Genomic DNA, 18,397 nt, shown 5'->3' with positions numbered 1-18,397 from the left:
GTTTTTAGAAGTTGAATGAGAATTGTCAACTTTATGATAAAATGATGATTACACATATTATTCAGTTAAAATGGGCGTTCCGGGGAATTTATGTTTCGGCTTTTTTGATAAGTATATGATGTTTGTTATAAATTTATGCGAAAAAGTAATGAATAAACCGGTAAAAAGTTTTAAAATACATTTGTACAATATGTAAAAACGTTGTATAATCTATTGCAAACCTATTTTAATTGAGAGAGGATGGGGACTTATGAATACAGAAAATGTAAAATTGAGTAATCGAGCTTATATAGCTATAGGCTTGATGTTGTTCGCATTGTTTTTTGGTGCGGGCAATTTAATTTTCCCGGCGTCATTGGGACAACAGGCCGGGGTTAATGTGTGGTGGGCTGTTCTGGGCTTCATTGTGACAGGCGTAGGCTTACCGCTCCTCGGTGTTATGGCTATGGGTTATTCCGGGGCCAAAGACTTACAGGCATTGGCCGGCCGAGTTCATCCGTTATACGGATTTCTTTTCACGGTATTATTATATTTAACTATCGGACCTGCCTTCGCTATTCCGCGTACCGGTACCGTATCTTATGAAATTGCTGTTCGTCCGTTCTTAGCTGGCGGTGGCAGTGATATGTCACAGACGATTTTCTTGGTGGTATTCTTCGTAATATCTCTTTGGTTATCCATTAACCCTGCCAAATTGGTAGACCGTATCGGTAAAGTGTTAACGCCATTATTGTTAATCAGTATCTGTGCTTTGATTGTAAAATCTTTGGTTACACCAATGGGTTCTTATATGAATCCGACTGAATCCTATGCTACCGCAGGTGTTGCGGTTGTTCAAGGTATCCTTGACGGTTATAACACAATGGATGCGTTGGCTTCCTTGGTATTTGCGATTCTTGTAATTGACTTTGTAAAATTATCCGGTGCTAAGACGAAAGAAGAAGTTACTAGTGCTACTTTTAAAGCGGGCATCATCGCCGTTGCTTGCCTTGGTTTTGTATACATTTTCGTAGCTAATTTGGGGGCTACCAGTGTGCAGCAACTTGGCATCTTGGAAACAGGTGCACCTGTATTGGCTGAAAGTGCTAAATACCTCTTTGGCAGTATCGGTGCTTTAATCTTGGCCGTTATTGTATTGTTGGCATGTTTGACAACCAGTATCGGTTTGATCACATCTTGTGCTAAATATTTCCAACGTGTATTCCCGGTTATCGGTTATAAATCCTATGCCGTAGTTTTCACCGTTGTATCGTTCTTCATCGGTATGTATGGTTTGAAAACTATCATCGTAGCTGCCATTCCGGTATTGATGTTCTTATATCCGTTGACTATTGCCATCATCGCTTTGGCATTCTTGAATAACACATTCCAAGGTCGTCAATGTGTATATGTTTGGACTATCGGTTTGACCTGTGTAGCGGCCTTTGTCAGCGGTGCTGAAACAGCCGGTGTAAGCCTTGGTGCCTTCGGCGAATGGTTCGCTAATTATGTACCGTTCCATAACGTAGGTATGGGCTGGATTCCATTTACTGTGGTAGGTTTTGTGGTAGGCTTTATCAATAAAGCTTTAGTATCTAAATCGGCCGTAAATGGTGAAGAAAAAACTGCATAATCATTGAATAATGCATTAGTCATTGTTTAGAAATAACAACAAAAGGCAGTCCTTGGGGGGGCTGCCTTTTTTGTGTGCCGGTAACGTTTGCAAGAAAATTAGTCAGAGTCGCGTAGGGAATCTTCCGGTGGAATCGTTTTGGTTATCTTCCGGTGGAATCGTTTTGGTTATCTTTGTAAATAGTGTATAATAGTTAGGTAAAGCCTGGGTAATGTGCGGTTAAAAACTTGATAGTTTGTCATGTAATTTGTTTGATATGGAGTATCAAAGTGTTAATGGCCGGATCCGGGCAAGTAGCGTAAGTAGTATAGGAGGAATTTTGTGATTTCGTTGCGTAGGAAGCCGTTGGCTGATTTGACTGCAGCGGCGGCGGAGAAAAAATTAACCAAAGCATTGAGCGCTTTGGATGTTACCCTATTAGGTTTAGGCGTTATTATCGGGACGGGTATTTTCGTACTTACCGGTATCGGAGCTGCTAATTATGCGGGGCCGGGCCTCATGTTATCATTCGTATTGGCAGCTGTTACTTGTGCCTTTGTATGTTTGGCCTATGCGGAGCTGGTGGCCATGTTGCCGGTTTCGGGCAGTGCTTATACCTACACCTATGCGTCCTTGGGCGAATTCTTCGGCTGGTGGGTCGGCTGGGGCTTGGTCCTTGAATACTCGGTCGGAGCCAGTGCGGTAGCCGGCGGCTGGTCGGCGTACTTGGTGGGCATCTTGCATGCAGCGGGCATCGACTTGCCGAAGGCTTTAACGGCGGTTCCCTATGAAGGGGGCATTGTGAATTTGCCGGCCATGTTGGTGGTGCTGTTCGTTACAGGGCTCTTGGTTCTGGGGATTCGTGAAAGTGCGCGAGTTAATCGCATACTGGTTTTAATCAAAGTGGGTACGATTTTCTTGTTCCTTTTCTTGGCGGCCCCTCATGTGGACCCAATTAATTGGGAGCCGTTTTTACCATATGGTTGGCAAGGCGTCGCAGCCGGTACGGGCATTTTATTCTTTGCCTATCTCGGGGTTGACTCCATTGCGACGGCGGCGGAAGAAACAAAGAATCCTAAAGTGGATATGCCGGTGGGCATCATCGCGTCACTGCTTATCTGCACGGTTTTATATATTGCGGTCAGCATTGTCATGACCGGTGTGGTACCGTATCAACAGCTTGATACGGCGGCACCGGCGTCCTACGTACTTGAATATGTAGGCATGCGAGCCGGTTCGGCTATCGTCGGGACCGGTGCGCTTTGTGGTTTGTCCACGGTGCTCTTGGTTATGATCTATGCGCAGACCCGTGCTTTTTACGCCATGAGTCGTGACGGTTTGATTCCGCGCAGCTTATGCCGCATTCATAAAAAGTTTCACACGCCCCACATTATTACGATGATTGTAGGTGTGGTGGTTTCATTGATTGCGGGCTTCACGCCGATTCATATCGTAGCTGAGATGTGTTCGGCCGGTACCTTGTTTGCCTTCATGTGTTCGGCTCTCGGGGTTATGGTGTTACGTCGGGTATATCCGGATGTTAAACGCGATTTCCGTTGCCCTGCCGTGTATGTGGTAGCACCGCTCGCTATAATTTTCTGCCTCTTTGTATTCTCACAATTATCGGCTCATACTATAGAGCTCTTCGTGGGTTGGAGTGTTTTAGGCTTTTTGGTTTACATGGGCTACGGCCGCAAGCATAGCGTCTTGCTTAACGGTAACCGTGAGGCTACGGAGTCGCTTTAGGAGGCTCAATAATTTAATAAAAGCTTAGTTATGGTGCGCCATGAGTATGTATGCTCGTGGCGCATTTTTGTGTTGTTTATTAGATATGGATTTTTGTCTATTATTTTAAAAAAATTGAAAATTAGTACTTGCAATTTTAAAAATGAAGTGCTAATATAATGAACAACGATACAAGGTCAGTGGACAGTTGGTCGTTGGGATTTTCAGATATCGATTTAAGTTACGTGCCAAGGCACATAAAATACTGTGGAAAGGAGGACAATGTTATGTTAGGTTTAGTCGTGCTCATTATTAGCTTGCTCATTATTATTGACATTATTATCGTCATTAGCCGTGAACAAAACTTAACAGACATCGTCTTAAAAGTTTCCACAAATCATGGCCCTGAGCTCCCCTTGATGCAAGGGAAGGCAAGCTAATAAAGAGCTTGGGCCATAAACCGTATACTGTATTTCGTATATTTGTGAGAGACAAGAGAACATTTAGCCGGATATTTTTAAGACGATTCTTCGGAATCGTCTTTTTTTATTACTAACACGATATTTCAAGAAGATGCCAAAGATTGAATGGCAATTATGAAGTGACATCGTTAATTTTTATTAAGTACCAAGAGCTTAAACTACAGGCGAAGGCCTTGCAAGTTATTCGATTAGGAAAAGGAGCGAGAAACATGCGAAGTGATAATTTTTCAAAAGGGGTGGCAAGAGCACCACATCGGTCGTTACTAAAAGCGTTGGGTTTTGTGAATGAAGAAATCGGCAAACCGGTCATCGGTATCGCCAATTCGTTCAATGAAATCATCCCGGGCCATATGCACTTACGTAATTTGGTGCAGGCTGTGAAAGACGGGATTCGTGAAGCCGGTGGTATTCCCATGGAATTCAACACTATCGGGATTTGCGATGGCACGGCCATGAATCACATCGGCATGAAGTACTCGCTGGTGACACGGCAGATTGTAGCCGACTCGATTGAAGCGACGGCCATGGCTACACCGTTTGACGGGCTCGTGTTCATTCCGAACTGCGACAAGATCGTACCGGGCATGTTGATGGCGGCAGCCAGATTGAATCTGCCAAGTGTTTTCGTCAGCGGCGGAGCGATGCTCGCCGGGCGACATCAAGGCAAACGGGTAGGCCTCAGCGATGTATTCGAAGCGGTAGGCAAGGTAGAAGCGGGGCTCATGAGCGAGGCGGAATTAGCACAGCTCGAAGATACAGCTTGTCCGACTTGCGGCTCCTGCTCCGGGATGTACACGGCGAACACCATGAACTGCCTCACCGAAGCTTTGGGCATGGCTCTTCCGGGGAACGGTACGATACCGGCGGTATACTCGGAACGACTAAGATTGGCTAAGCGGGCAGGACTTCAAGTGATGGAGGTTTTGAAAGCGGATTTAAGACCACGGGATGTACTTACCAAAGATGCTTTTGAAAACGCCGTAGCCGTCGACATGGTGCTTGGCGGTTCGACGAACACGGCCTTACATTTACCGGCAGTAGCCCATGAGGCGGGTGTAAAACTAAGCTTGGATGATTTTAACCGACTCGCTGAAGTTACACCGCAGCTGGCAAAATTATCACCATCCGGTTCGTACTTCATTGAAGACTTGTATGCAGCGGGCGGCATTCCTGCCGTACTTCATCGTTTACAGGAAGCGGGCAAGTTACACGAAGATACCAAATCCGTAACTTTGGTTACGCAAGGGGAACTTGCTAAAGTAGCTAAAGTGCTGGATGAAGATGTAGTTCATCCGTGGTCCAATCCGGTGTATGAAACCGGTGGTATCGCCGTTCTGAAAGGTAATTTGGCGCCGGACGGTTCGGTCGTTAAAGCCGGTGCGGTGGATCCGGAAATGTTGGTACACAGTGGTCCGGCCAGGGTATTTGATTCGGAAGAAGCGGCTTGCGAAGCCATTACATCGAATCAAATTAAGAAAGGCGATGTGGTGGTTATTCGCTACGCCGGACCGAAAGGTGGACCGGGGATGCCGGAAATGTTGACCCCAACATCCACGATTACCGGCATGGGCCTTGGTAAGGATGTGGCACTTATTACGGACGGACGCTTCTCGGGCGCTACCCGAGGCGCTTCCATCGGTCATATTTCACCGGAAGCGGCGGCCGGGGGGCCGTTGGCACTGGTGCAGGAGGGCGATGTGATTGACATCGATATTCCAAACCGCAGCTTGTCGGTGCGTTTGACGGAAGAAGAAATGGCAAAACGAAGAGCCAATCTAAAGCCTCATGATTCCGGTGCTACGGGTTACTTGAAAAAATATGCTACATTCGTATCGTCGGCAGCCGAAGGAGCTATTGAAAAATATTAAGCGTTTAATAACCGGGGAAGCTACTAAAAAGGCGCGTTAATCGGCAAGACCTGAGAGACCTGGCCGATTCAGAGAAAAGAAGAGAGAGAACATTTTATAAGGTGTGAGAAACCTTTTATATAGAGAAATTGAGAGAGTTTTGACTAAGACCTGAGAAACCTTAGCCATAGCGAGAAAAATCGAGAGAGAACATTAAATGAGGCGTGAGAAACCTTAATATAGAGAGAATTGAGCAAAAAGGATGGGTAGGATGTTAACACTGTATGATTTTATAGAAGCAAGAGAGCGTTTGCAGACGGTAACGGTCAAAACAAAGCTAATACACAGCACGGTATTTTCAGATGAATCGGGCAATGATGTGTATATTAAACCGGAGAATTTACAACGGACCGGCTCCTTCAAATTAAGAGGGGCGTACAACAAGATTGCTAAGCTTACGAAGGATGAAAAAGCGCGTGGCGTTATTGCTTCCTCCGCCGGCAATCACGCACAAGGCGTGGCGCTCGGGGCTCAACGATTGGGGACTAAAGCAGTTATCGTAATGCCGAAGCCAAGCCTGCTCATCAAGATTGAAGCAACTTGCCAATATGGTGCCGAAGTTGTGCTGGCCGGGGAAGTATATGATGAAGCCTATGCCGAAGCGGTTCGCTTGCAAGAGGAAAACGGCTATGTGTTTGTACATCCTTTCAATGATGAAGACGTCATCGAAGGTCAGGGGACAATTGCTTTGGAAGTGCTTGAAGAATTGCCGGATGCAGATATCTTGCTTGTGCCAATCGGTGGCGGCGGCTTAGTTGCAGGCGTAGCGGCAGCGGCCAAATTAAAAAATCCATCCATTAAAGTAGTCGGTGTCGAACCGGAAGGTGCGGCCAGTGCGGTAGCTGCATTAAAAGCCGATAAAGCGGTGGTGCTTGACAGTGTCAGTACGATTGCTGATGGGGCGGCGGTTAAGCAAATCGGCGATGTGACCTTGAAGTATATTAAAGAGTATGTCGATGAAATCGTCACCGTATCCGATTACGAATTGATGGAAGCCTTCTTGTTGCTTGCGGAAAAACATAAAATTGTCGGTGAAAATGCAGGACTTTTATCCGTTGCGGGGTTAAAGAAACTGAAAGAAAAAGGCAAAAAGGTAGTATCTATATTAAGCGGCGGGAACATCGATGTATTGACTATCGCTTCCATGATTAATAAAGGTTTGGTATTGCGGGGCCGTATTTTTACCTTTTCCGTAAACTTACCGGATAAACCGGGCCAACTGGTAGCGGTATCGGAAATCCTGGCCGGTCAAAATGCCAATGTTATTAAATTGGAACATAATCAGTTCAAAAACTTGGATCGTTTCCACGAAGTAGAATTACAAGTAACGGTAGAAACTAACGGTGAAGAACATATTCGCCGCATTACCGAAGAGTTTGCTAAACAGGGCTACACAATTCGCCGTATTAATACGAGCGAAATAAACGAACGTTAACAGATTTAATTATTTTTAAAGAATCAGTTATGAAAAATTAGTTATACGAAACAATTAAAATAGGTTGCAGTAAATCAAAAAAGAATTATACAGTATTAAATAAAATCTGAGAAAACGTTCGAAGTGATGGCTTGCAAAGACAAGCAAACGATGAGAAAAAATTGAGAGAAATTTTTTAGAAATCTAAAAGAAAAAGTACTGTTTTGAGAAAACAGAGAGAGGATGTGAGCGAATGGGGGACGCCATGATAAACGGGGCGCGCATCGTATTGGAAACGCTTCATCGCATGGGAGTGACCGATTTTTTCGGGTATCCCGGCGGTGCCGTTATCCCGATTTACGATGAGATCTATAAATACCCGAAGCTGAACCATTATTTTGCCCGCCACGAACAAGGGGCGGCACATGAGGCCGATGGTTACGCCAGAGCTACCGGTAAATGCGGTGTGTGCCTCGCGACATCGGGACCGGGGGCGACTAATTTAGTGACCGGGCTCATGACGGCACATATGGATTCCGTGCCGGTGCTGGCTATTACAGGCCAGGTCGGTTGTGCTTTACTCGGTAAAGATGCGTTCCAAGAGTCCGACATTGTGGGGATTACGATGCCGATTACGAAAAATAATTACCTCGTAAAATCAATTTACGATTTGCCTCGCATCTTGCGCGAAGCCTATTATATAGCAACGACGGGGCGGCCGGGGCCGGTGCTCGTAGATATTCCGAAAGATGTTCAGCTAAAAGAGATTACGCGGGATGAATTCGATAAGCTTTATGAAGAGCCCTTCGCTCTCGAAGGCTATGAACCGAATTATAAAGGTCATCCTAAGCAGATAAAAAAAGCGGCCAAGGTCTTGAAAAATGCGAAACGCCCGTTGATTATTGCCGGCGCCGGTGTCTTAAAAGGCCGTGCTTCGGCGGAACTTTTTGAACTGGCTGCAAAAGCCCAAATTCCGGTGACAAATACATTGCTTGGTTTGGGATCATTTCCGGGGAACCATGAGTTATTCTTGGGGATGCTCGGCATGCACGGAACGGCAGCTGCAAACTTCGCTACTGATGAAGCTGATGTAGTATTGGCCGCAGGGATTCGCTTCGATGACCGTATCGCCGGTAATCCGGAAGCGTTTTGTAAAAACGCTTCCATTATTCACATCGACATCGATCCGGCGGAAATTGAGAAAAACCGTAAGGTGGATGTGCCGATTGTAGGTGATGTAAAGCAGGTTTTACAGGCGTTGAATAAGGAGCTGAAGATCGGCGAAGACGAGGCTAAGGTGGCCGCCCATGAGGCTTGGCTCACACAGATTAAGGCTTGGCAAAAACAATATGCGTTGCGTTATAACAAGCAACCTGACGGTACTTTGCCACCGCAGCAAGTGTTAAAAACACTTAATGAATTGCTTCAAGGTGATGCGGTTATCGTCACCGATGTAGGGCAACATCAAATGTGGGCAGCTCAGTATTTTACCTATCGGAAACCGAACAGCATCGTTACATCTGGCGGCGCCGGTACGATGGGGTTTGGCTTACCGGCCGCCATCGGGGCGCAAGTGGGGATGCCAAAGAGCAAAGTAGTCCTTGTGGCAGGCGATGGTGGTTTTCAGATGACGGCTCATGAATTAATGATCATTAATCAGTATAAATTGCCGGTGAAAATCGTACTCCTTAATAATTCCTACTTGGGCATGGTACGGCAGTGGCAAGAGCTTTTTAACGATAAGCGTTATTCCTATGTAGACTTATCCTGTAATCCGGATTTTCAAACATTGGCGGCGGCGTATGGCGTACGCAGTGTGAAAATCGAAGGGGAAACAGATTTAAAATCAAAGTTAAAAGCAGCGCTTGATGCGGACGATGGCGTGCTCATCGAATGTGTCGTAGCGCGCGAAGAAAATGTGTATCCTATGATTCCGGCCGGTATGACGGTAGCGGATATGCGCGGTAAGGAAGGGGTGGCTGACGATGTCGAATGAGCATCAAATTCTGGTGATAACTAAAAACACATCCGGCATCGGCGCTCGCGTGCTGGCGCTTTTTAACCGGCGCGGCTATTCCGTGAAAAAAATGACCTCCGGCGTGACGGTTCAACCGGGCTATGCCCGTATGACCCTTACGGTGGATGCCGATTCGGATACACTGGATCAAATCCAAAAACAGATTTATAAAATTATCGACGTAGTTAAAGTGAAAGTATTCCCCAAGACCGATGTGGTACGACGTGAGCTGATGCTGATTAAAGTAAAGGCTGACGACCAGACCCGCTCACAAATCGTGCAGATTGCCAATATTTATCGCGGCAATGTGCTCGATGTGGCACCAACATCGCTCATCATTGAACTGACGGGGGATGAAGAAAAACTACGCGGCTTTATTGATATTATGAAACCCTACGGGGTGCTTGAAATGGCTAAAACGGGCGTGACGGCAATGAGCCGGGGCGAACGATTATAAGCGATAGATTAGGTTAGCCGGGAAGCTGGCAGAGAGAGAGGAACAATTATGGCAGGAACAATCTATGGAGCAACAGTTTATTATGATGCAGATTGCAATTTGGACGCATTAAAAGGTAAAAAAATCACCGTACTTGGTTACGGTTCACAAGGGCATGCCCATGCGCTTAATTTAAAAGAAAACGGCATGGATGTTACCGTAGGCCTTCGTGAAGGCTCTAAATCTTGGCAAGTAGCCGAAAAAGACGGGTTACCGGTTAAAGTGACGGCTGATGCGGTAAAAGACGCTGACGTAGTTATGGTGCTTATTCCTGATGAATTGCAGGCGGAAACCTATAAAAAAGACGTAGAACCGAATCTTAAAAAAGGTGCCTATCTCGGCTTTGCTCACGGTTTTAACGTTCATTTCAAAAAAATCGTACCACCGGCTGATGTGAATGTATTTATGGTAGCCCCTAAAGGACCGGGCCATCTCGTTCGTCGTACCTTCCAAGAAGGCAGCGGTGTACCGAGCCTTTATGCGGTAGAAAAAGATCCGTCCGGTGATACTAAAGAATTGGCTTTGGCGTGGGCGGCCGGTATCGGCGCCGGTCGTGCGGGCATCTTGGGCACAACCTTCCGCGAAGAAACAGAAACCGATTTGTTCGGTGAACAAGCCGTTCTTTGCGGCGGTATCTGCGAATTGATGCAAGCCGGTTTTGAAACCTTGACGAAAGCTGGTTACCATCCGGTTAACGCTTATTTTGAATGCGTTCACGAAATGAAACTTATCGTAGACCTCATCTACGAAGGTGGTTTCCATACTATGCGTAATTCCATTTCCAACACCGCCGAATACGGTGACTATGCAACCGGTACCAAATTAATCACCGCTGAAACACGTAAAAAGATGGAAGAAATCTTGAAAGATATTCAATCCGGTGCGTTTGCCGATGAATTCTTGGCCGATTATAATGACGGCTTCAAGAAATTGTATGCTCGTCGTGAAAAAGCGGCTAATCATGAATCTGAAAAAGTGGGCGCCGAACTTCGCGGCTTGATGAGCTGGATTAAAAAATAAGAATTAAGAATTTAATACTCCTTTAGAGCATATAAAATCCTATGAAAGCAATTTGCGTTCCATTTCGTTTGGAACGCAAATTGCTTTTTTGTTTCAAAAATGAAACGCAAGATGGAACGAAATGTAAAAATACGTTCTAAAATAGAACGAAAAATGGAATGAAAAAATTTGCGTTCTATTTTTCGTTCCATTATAATAGGGAATATAAAGTGGGGTGAATGTATGAAGGAGTCAAAAATATTAGAATATAAAGAAAATACTAATAATAATTTTTTGAAAACGGTTAGTGCCTATGCTAATTTTGGCGATGGGAAAATTATTTTTGGTATTGCCGATGATGGGACTGTTAAGGGTCTCTCTGATTTAAATGGAGATTGTCTGGCTATTGAAAACAAAATAAATGATAGTATTTTACCAAAGCCGGATTTTGAATTGATTGTAAATGAAAAAAATAGAACGATTGAATTATTAGTTAAAGAAGGTGAATATAAACCATATTTATACAATGGTACGGCCTATCGACGTAGTGATACATCTACGGTTAAAGTTGATCAAGTAGAATTGAAACGATTAGTATTAGCCGGAAAAAACATGGAGTTTGAAGATTTACCTTCCTTGGATCAAGACTTAAAGTTTACTTTGCTTGAAAAATTAGTAAAAGAACGATTAAATATTGAAGAGTTTACAACGGATATACTGAGAACGTTGGGCTTTTATACCAAAAAACATGAACTCAATAATGCGGCGGCTATTGTAGCTGATGAAAATCCGTTTTATGGAACGGATATAGTTAAATTTGGCGTAGATATTAATCAAATTTTAAGTCGCCGTACAATAGATAAACAATCGATTTTTAAGCAATATGAAGAAGCGATTGAGTTTTATAAGTTATACTACCGCTATGAAGAAGTTAGAGGCGTAGAGCGGACAGTAGTAGAAAAAATTCCGGAAACCGCTTTTCGTGAGGTCATGGCTAATGCATTGGTACATCGTACTTGGGATATAAATATACATGTTAGAGTAGCTATGTTTGAGGATCGGATTGAAATATCATCACCGGGCGGCTTACCTAATGGCTTGAGCAAGGAAGAATATTTAGAAGGCTATATTTCAAGTTTAAGAAACCCGATTTTGGGAAGTTTATTTTATAGGTTACATTTAATTGAAAGATTGGGAACCGGTATTCGTCGTATTAAAGAAGCTTATAAAGGAAAAGCAATACAACCCCAATTTATCGTTATGGACAACACAATTACGGTTGTGTTGCCGGTAGTAACTGATAGGGAAAGATTAACTGATGATGAAAGGGTTGTATTATCTGCATTTAACGAAAATAGAGAACTAACAACAGCAGAAGTAGTTGAACATTTAGGATATAAGCGTGGTAAAGTAATTCGATTACTTAATTCGTTAATAGAAAAACAATATATTACTAAAATAGGATTGGGGCGAGCTACTCGTTATAAGAGATAAACCGTAGTGAAATAAGTTTAAAAGTATTTATTTTCGCCCTCATATGTTACAATAAAAAAAGCGAAACAATGAGTTTTATTCTTAATCACAACTTATGGGAGGTCGTATGCACGAAATCGTAGTAGGTGGCTTATATCGCCACTTCAAAGGCATGTATTATTACGTAAAAGACATCGCCGTTCATTCGGAAACGGGGGAACCTTTCGTTGTGTATCAGCAGTTATATGGTGAACGTAAGACGTACATTCGTCCGTTGTCTATGTTTGCCAGTCCGGTAGACCATGAAAAATATCCTGATGTAACACAGAAAGAACGGTTTAAACTGATGTCGGGCCGTGACAAAGCATAAAAACACATTTAACTGTATAATTATATGAAATATTAATGTGATGGGAGGCATTGATGAAAAAGAAATTCTTCTTTTTTGACGTTGATAACACGCTGGCTGTTTGGCCGGATGGCATTATTCCAAAAAGTGCTCAAATGACGCTCGATACGTTAAAGGCGAACGGTCATCGCGTAGCCTTGGCGACGGGGCGCTTGCAAATCGATGCGAAACGCTTTGCCGATATGGCGAATGTGCATGACTTTGTGGCTGATGGCGGTAAGAGTGTGACCGTTAATAATGAGATATTATTTATGGAAGGCTTGGATAGAGAAGCGTGCCTTAACTACTTGGCACAACTGGACAGGTTGGGGCTTCACTGGGCCGTAACCGATGTGAATGAATTGGTCCGAGTTACACCGTATGAAGAAGTGCTTAACTGGCATCCGGTTTGGGATGTATGCACGACCAAATACGATCCGAATTTTGACTATCGTAAGGTAGAACATTTTTACAAAATTTATGCCTACATGACACCGGAACAGGAAGCTGCCACCGGCGTCGTTCATATGTCGAATGACATCATTCGCTATGGCAATGATTGTATCTTGTTTGAACCTATGGTTAAAGGGGAAGGCGTGCGTCGCATGATTGCCCATTACGGCATGGAACCGGCCGATGTGGTAGTGTTCGGCGACGGCTATAATGATTTGTCCATGTTTAATCCGGAATGGCTTAACATCGCCATGGGGAATGCCCGTGAAGAGCTTAAAGCGGCGGCTGATTATATTACGGCCGATTGTAATAATGACGGCATTTACGAAGCTTGTAAAAATTTCGGTTGGATTTAAGTTGTTGCTCTGTTGATGCCCATAGGGCCGCGCTTCATAAATGAAAATCGAAGAATTTAAAAATTCCTCTAGCCTAATTTAATACTCTGTGCTATAATGAAATGTCGAAAGTACCGCTCATATTGTTTGTGAGCGGTTTTTCATATATTGGAGGTACAGATGAAGCTGACGTATTTTTATACAAATTGGCGACGTTTGTGCTCGGTTGGTTTGTTGGGGATGACCATGCTCGTAACCGCCGCTTGCGGTACGGCTGCAGGCAGCTCGGCCGACCAAAATACAGCACAAAACAGCCAGACCGGTACCTTGCAAGCACCGACGCTTGATAACACGCCGGTCAAAGATCATTATGCCGTGTTTAACACTACGGAAGGCACGTTTAAAGTTCGTTTATACGGCACTAAAACACCGATTACGGTTAAAAACTTCGACTACTTGGTAAAACAAGGTTATTATAACGATTTAACATTCCATCGCGTTATTGACGGATTCATGATTCAAGGCGGCGATGACGGTAAAGGTGGTCCGGGGTATACTATTCCGGATGAATTTGTAAATGATTTACATTTTAACAAAATGGGCCTTTTGGCCATGGCCAACCGCGGGCCGAATACAGGTGGGGCACAGTTCTTTATCACCTTGGGGCCTACGCCGTGGCTCGATAATAAGCATACCATTTTCGGCGTTGTTACGCAGGGCATGGATGTAGTCGCTAAAATCGGCAAAGTACAGACCGATAAAAATGACAAGCCGTTGGCGCCGGTTGTGATCAAGTCTATTACTTTGGAGCCGATTACGGACACTCAAGGTAGTAGCAAATAGAGTAATTATTAGCTGTAAATAGAGCAATTATTAGCTGTAAATAGAACAATAATAAAGATATTAAAGTAGTGCAAACTGTATGAGGGGAGGCAGTTATGAGTCAATTTTACACATACATGGTAGAATGCGCGGACGGATCGTTGTATACGGGCTGGACGGTTGATTTGAAGCAACGTGTGGCGGCTCATAACGGCGAAATTCCGGGCGGCGCCAAATATACCAGAACACGCCGGCCGGTGAGCCTCGTGTGGTTTACCGCCTTTGAGCGCAAACAGGATGCGCAGTCCATGGAATACCAGGTAAAACGCATGCCGAGGGACCAAAAAAGAGCCTTGGTGGCGGCTTTTAAAAAGGCGAATCCTACGGTAATTGAGGACATTCTTCAAGGCGTTTAAGCGAAGAATTTTCTTAAAATAAAGCTCTTTCTATGGTATAATTAACTGATGTATAGTTTAATAAAATTTTTGATAACAAACTGATGTGTCAAAAGTGGAAAGGAGGACTTCGATGAAGCGCGTTTTAGTTGGTGTAAAGAGTATTCAACGGGATGCGGACGGGCATGATACAGTCATTGAAATGGTTTCTCCCGGTGAATATCACGAAAAAAATGATACAAAATATATTATGTATAATGAAACCGAATTATCCGGAATGGAAGGCTCCCATACAACGATTAAGTTAAAGCCTCGTTCCATTGTATTAATTCGCAATGGCAAAGTGTCTATGCGACATGAGTATGTGCTCGGCGAGACACGGCAATCAGTGTATGAAACTCCCTTCGGTGAGCTTCACATGGCGTTTAAAACTCATGAATTGGAGTCTGACTTAGAGGACGGCATTGGTAAAATACACTTAGGCTACGACATTTCGGTCAGTGGCGAATGGCAATATTATAATCAATTAGATATCGTATTACAGGAGGATTTAGAGTATGGAACTAAAGGACAAGCTCAAGCAAGGAATTGAGGCGGCAGTAGCAAAAGCATTAGCTGACGGCGCATTACCGGAAGGAACGTACCCTGAAGTAGTTTTGGAAGTACCGCCACAGAAAGAATTCGGCGATTTTTCTACGAATATTGCCATGCAATCGGCCCGTGTAGCCCGCATGAATCCGGCAGCTATTGCGGATATCATCATTGCCAATATGGACTATGATTGGCTTGAAAAAGCTGAAAAAGCCGGTGCCGGTTTTATCAATTTCTTTGTGAAAACAGACGCTGTTTACGATACGTTGAAATCCGTGTTGGAACAAGGCGTTTGCTATGGTGCTCAAGCTACTCGTGATGAAGATACGATTCAGGTTGAATATGTAAGTGCCAATCCGACGGGCCCACTTCATGTAGGCCACGGTCGCGGTGCCGCGTACGGCAGTGCGCTTGTTAACTTATTGCGTGCCGCCGGTTACAAGGTAGAATCGGAATACTACATTAATGACGCCGGTAATCAGATTGATAACTTGGCGAAATCCATTGATGCTCGCTATATGGAACTTCTCGATATGAAGAGTGAATTCCCTGAAAACGGCTATCATGGCCAGGATATCATTGATACGGCACAGAGTATCATCAACTGGGGTGGCGATTTCTTTGCCGTATTGAGCGAAGAAGAACGTTTGCCGTTCTTTAAAGAATTCGGTTTGACTGAAAAGCTTAATGCCTTGCGTGTAAGCCTTCGCAATTTCAATGTGGACTTTGATCACTGGTTCAGCGAACGATCCTTGCATAGAAGCGGTGAAGTAACCAAAGCTATTCAATTCTTAAAAGACACCGGCGATGTGTATGAAAAAGACGGTGCTTTGTGGTTTGCGTCCACGCGCTACGGCGACGACAAAGACCGCGTAGTTATCCGCGAAAACGGTGAACCTACGTACTTGGCATCGGATATTGCGTACCATCGCAATAAATTTGAACGCGGTTTTAAAAAGATGATTAATATCTGGGGCGCCGACCATCACGGTTATGTGACGCGCGTTAAAGCGTCCATGCAGGCCCTCGGCTATAATCCGGACCGCTTGGAAATTTTGTTATTACAAATGGTGGCCTTATATCGTGACGGCGAACTTGTAAAAATGTCGAAACGTACCGGCCAATCCGTAACCTTGGATGAATTGATTGAAGAAGTAGGCGTAGATGCGGCGCGCTATTTCTTCCTCATGCGTTCCTTGGACAGCCAATTGGATTTTGATATCAACTTGGCAGCCTCAAAGAGCAATGATAACCCGGTATACTACATCCAGTATGCGCATGCACGTATTCACAGCATTTTTAATCAGGTGAATGAAGCGGGCATCAAATACGGCGATTGGACCGGCGTAAAATTTGATACCTTAACGAGCGAATTGGAACTCGATATTATTAAAAAACTAGGCGCTTACCCTGAAGAAATTCGTGAGGCTGCCGAACATCGTGCGCCACATCGTATTGCTCGTTACTTATACGAATTGGCCGGCATGTTCCATTCGTTCTACAAACAAGGTCGTATTATGGGCGTAGACAGCGATTTACAACAGGCGCGTTTAGGCCTTATCACGGCGATTGCCGATGTATTGCGTAACGGCCTCGGTATTTTAGGTATTTCCGCACCGGAAAAAATGTAAGATTTTTTAAAACTGTCGCAGCGTGCGATAGTGTGTAGATACATTCATAGCTTTGGGAGGAATCATGGCAACAAAGTATATTTTCGTAACAGGTGGGGTTGTTTCGTCGTTAGGTAAGGGTATTACTGCAGCATCCTTAGGCCGTTTGCTTAAGAACCGCGGTATGAATGTAACCATTCAGAAATTTGACCCGTACATCAATATCGACCCTGGTACAATGAGTCCGTATCAACACGGTGAAGTGTTCGTTACCGATGACGGCGCTGAAACAGACCTTGATCTTGGTCACTATGAACGTTTTATCGATATCAACCTCGGTAAACGCTCGAATGTAACGGCCGGTAAAGTATATTGGTCCGTTATTAACAAAGAACGTAAAGGTGATTATTTAGGCGGTACCGTTCAGGTTATCCCTCATATTACGAATGAAATCAAACAAAACGTATATCGCGTAGGTAAAGAAGATAACGCGGACGTAGTTATTACGGAAATCGGTGGTACGGTAGGTGATATTGAAAGCTTACCGTTCCTCGAAGCCATTCGTCAGGTTAAAAAAGAAGTAGGTCGTAACGACGTGCTCTACATTCACGTAACCTTGGTGCCATACATCAGTGCAGCGGGCGAGTTAAAAACTAAACCGACTCAGCACAGCGTAAAAGAATTGCGCAGTATCGGTATTCAACCGGATATCATCGTTTGCCGTACGGAAAAACACATTTCCGACGAAATGAAAGATAAATTGGCTTTATTCTGTGACATCGATCCGGAAGCCGTTATTGAAAACCGCACTTGTAACACGATTTATGAAGTGCCTTTGATGATGCAGGAAGAAGGCCTTGATGACATCGTTGTTAAAAAATTACAATTACCTGATAAGCCGGCCGATATGGTAGCTTGGAAAGAAATGGTAGATAAAATTCTTCATCCTAACAAAGAAATCACCGTGGCCTTGGTTGGTAAATATGTAGCCCTTCACGATGCGTATCTCAGCGTAGCTGAAGCCTTGACTCATGCCGGTATCGCAACGGATACAAAGGTTAATATTAAATGGATTGATGCGGAAGAATTGGAAGAAAACGCATGCAATGTGGCTAAGTTATATGAAGATGTTGACGGTATTGTAGTACCGGGCGGCTTCGGTTATCGCGGGGTAGAAGGTAAGATTCGCACTATCCAATATGCTCGTGAAAACAAAGTCCCTTACCTCGGCTTGTGCCTCGGCATGCAGTCTGCGGTAATGGAATTTGCTCGTAACGTAGCCGGCCTTGAAGCTGCTAACTCTACCGAATTCGACGAAGACTGCATGAACCCTGTAATCGACTTGATGCCAGATCAGGTAGATGTAGATCAAAAAGGCGGTACTATGCGTCTTGGTATCTATCCATGTAAGACTGTAGAAGGCACCAAAGTGCGTGAAGCTTATGGCGAAGACCTCATTTACGAACGTCATCGTCATCGTTATGAATTCAACAATGCATTCCGTCAGGAATTAACGGAAAAAGGCCTCGTAATCAGTGGTACATCCCCTGATAACCGTTTAGTTGAATGTGTGGAACTCAAAGATCATCCTTGGTTCGTAGGTGTTCAGTTCCATCCGGAATTGAAATCCCGTCCTACTAAAGCACATCCGTTATTCAAAGGCTTTGTTGATGCTATTTTGAAAATTAAAGGAATGTAA

General features: G+C 44.3%; 16 protein-coding genes. All 16 read left to right on the top strand.

Annotated elements, in window-relative coordinates; all coding sequences use genetic code 11:
• Positions 1-250: 250 nt before the first annotated feature.
• The 16 genes from brnQ (at position 251) to CCC71_RS00995 (ending at position 18,397) form a co-directional block, all read left to right on the top strand.
• Complete coding sequence (brnQ, locus tag CCC71_RS01070) at positions 251-1,612, top strand: branched-chain amino acid transport system II carrier protein (RefSeq protein WP_296332662.1); 1,362 nt, start codon at positions 251-253, stop codon at positions 1,610-1,612.
• Positions 1,613-1,933: 321 nt separating this feature from the next.
• Positions 1,934-3,337, top strand: coding sequence for an amino acid permease (locus tag CCC71_RS01065; RefSeq protein WP_296332660.1), 1,404 nt, complete (start codon positions 1,934-1,936; stop codon positions 3,335-3,337).
• Between the two features lie 266 nt (positions 3,338-3,603).
• Complete coding sequence (locus CCC71_RS01060; protein ID WP_021842240.1) at positions 3,604-3,756, top strand: hypothetical protein; 153 nt, start codon at positions 3,604-3,606, stop codon at positions 3,754-3,756.
• A gap of 251 nt (positions 3,757-4,007) precedes the next feature.
• Entirely contained in the window at positions 4,008-5,666 is a 1,659-nt protein-coding gene (ilvD, locus tag CCC71_RS01055) for a dihydroxy-acid dehydratase (protein WP_295247082.1), read from the top strand.
• Positions 5,667-5,916: 250 nt separating this feature from the next.
• Positions 5,917-7,140: a threonine ammonia-lyase gene (gene ilvA, locus CCC71_RS01050; protein ID WP_295247081.1), complete on the top strand. Its 1,224-nt coding sequence runs from the start codon at positions 5,917-5,919 to the stop codon at positions 7,138-7,140.
• Positions 7,141-7,372: 232 nt separating this feature from the next.
• Positions 7,373-9,115, top strand: a complete 1,743-nt coding sequence (gene ilvB / locus CCC71_RS01045; RefSeq protein WP_296334085.1) for a biosynthetic-type acetolactate synthase large subunit — start codon at positions 7,373-7,375, stop codon at positions 9,113-9,115.
• Positions 9,105-9,593, top strand: a complete 489-nt coding sequence (gene ilvN / locus CCC71_RS01040; RefSeq protein ID WP_021842244.1) for an acetolactate synthase small subunit — start codon at positions 9,105-9,107, stop codon at positions 9,591-9,593. Before ilvB ends, ilvN begins: the two co-directional genes overlap by 11 nt.
• 48 nt (positions 9,594-9,641) lie before the next feature.
• A complete protein-coding gene (gene ilvC, locus CCC71_RS01035; protein WP_021842245.1) occupies positions 9,642-10,652 on the top strand; it encodes a ketol-acid reductoisomerase in 1,011 nt (336 codons plus the stop codon).
• 222 nt (positions 10,653-10,874) lie between these two features.
• On the top strand, positions 10,875-12,125 hold the full coding sequence (locus tag CCC71_RS01030; protein WP_226974497.1) for an ATP-binding protein: 1,251 nt from the start codon (positions 10,875-10,877) through the stop codon (positions 12,123-12,125).
• Between the two features lie 106 nt (positions 12,126-12,231).
• Positions 12,232-12,474 carry a DUF1653 domain-containing protein gene (locus tag CCC71_RS01025; RefSeq protein ID WP_021842247.1) on the top strand — a complete coding sequence of 81 codons (243 nt, stop codon included), beginning with the start codon at positions 12,232-12,234 and terminating at the stop codon, positions 12,472-12,474.
• 53 nt (positions 12,475-12,527) lie between these two features.
• Positions 12,528-13,301 (top strand): HAD family hydrolase, encoded by a 774-nt coding sequence (locus CCC71_RS01020; RefSeq protein ID WP_021842248.1) that lies wholly within the window; start codon positions 12,528-12,530, stop codon positions 13,299-13,301.
• Positions 13,302-13,460: 159 nt separating this feature from the next.
• Complete coding sequence (locus CCC71_RS01015) at positions 13,461-14,123, top strand: peptidylprolyl isomerase (RefSeq protein ID WP_021842249.1); 663 nt, start codon at positions 13,461-13,463, stop codon at positions 14,121-14,123.
• A gap of 95 nt (positions 14,124-14,218) precedes the next feature.
• On the top strand, positions 14,219-14,518 hold the full coding sequence (locus tag CCC71_RS01010; RefSeq protein ID WP_021842250.1) for a GIY-YIG nuclease family protein: 300 nt from the start codon (positions 14,219-14,221) through the stop codon (positions 14,516-14,518).
• A 112-nt stretch (positions 14,519-14,630) separates the two neighbouring features.
• The gene (locus tag CCC71_RS01005; RefSeq protein ID WP_021842251.1) at positions 14,631-15,089 is read left to right on the top strand and encodes a YwiB family protein; all 459 of its coding nucleotides are present in this window, start codon (positions 14,631-14,633) and stop codon (positions 15,087-15,089) included.
• Positions 15,055-16,719 (top strand): arginine--tRNA ligase, encoded by a 1,665-nt coding sequence (gene argS / locus CCC71_RS01000; protein ID WP_021842252.1) that lies wholly within the window; start codon positions 15,055-15,057, stop codon positions 16,717-16,719. The genes CCC71_RS01005 and argS overlap by 35 nt, the downstream gene beginning before the upstream one ends.
• 64 nt (positions 16,720-16,783) lie before the next feature.
• The gene (locus tag CCC71_RS00995; RefSeq protein ID WP_127057858.1) at positions 16,784-18,397 is read left to right on the top strand and encodes a CTP synthase; all 1,614 of its coding nucleotides are present in this window, start codon (positions 16,784-16,786) and stop codon (positions 18,395-18,397) included.

The sequence above is a fragment of the Veillonella sp. LMAG:90 genome (assembly GCF_008679445.1).
Lineage (GTDB): Bacteria > Bacillota > Negativicutes > Veillonellales > Veillonellaceae > Veillonella_A.
Note: the sequence above shows the minus strand (reverse complement) of the source record. Positions and strands in the feature narration are given on the sequence as shown.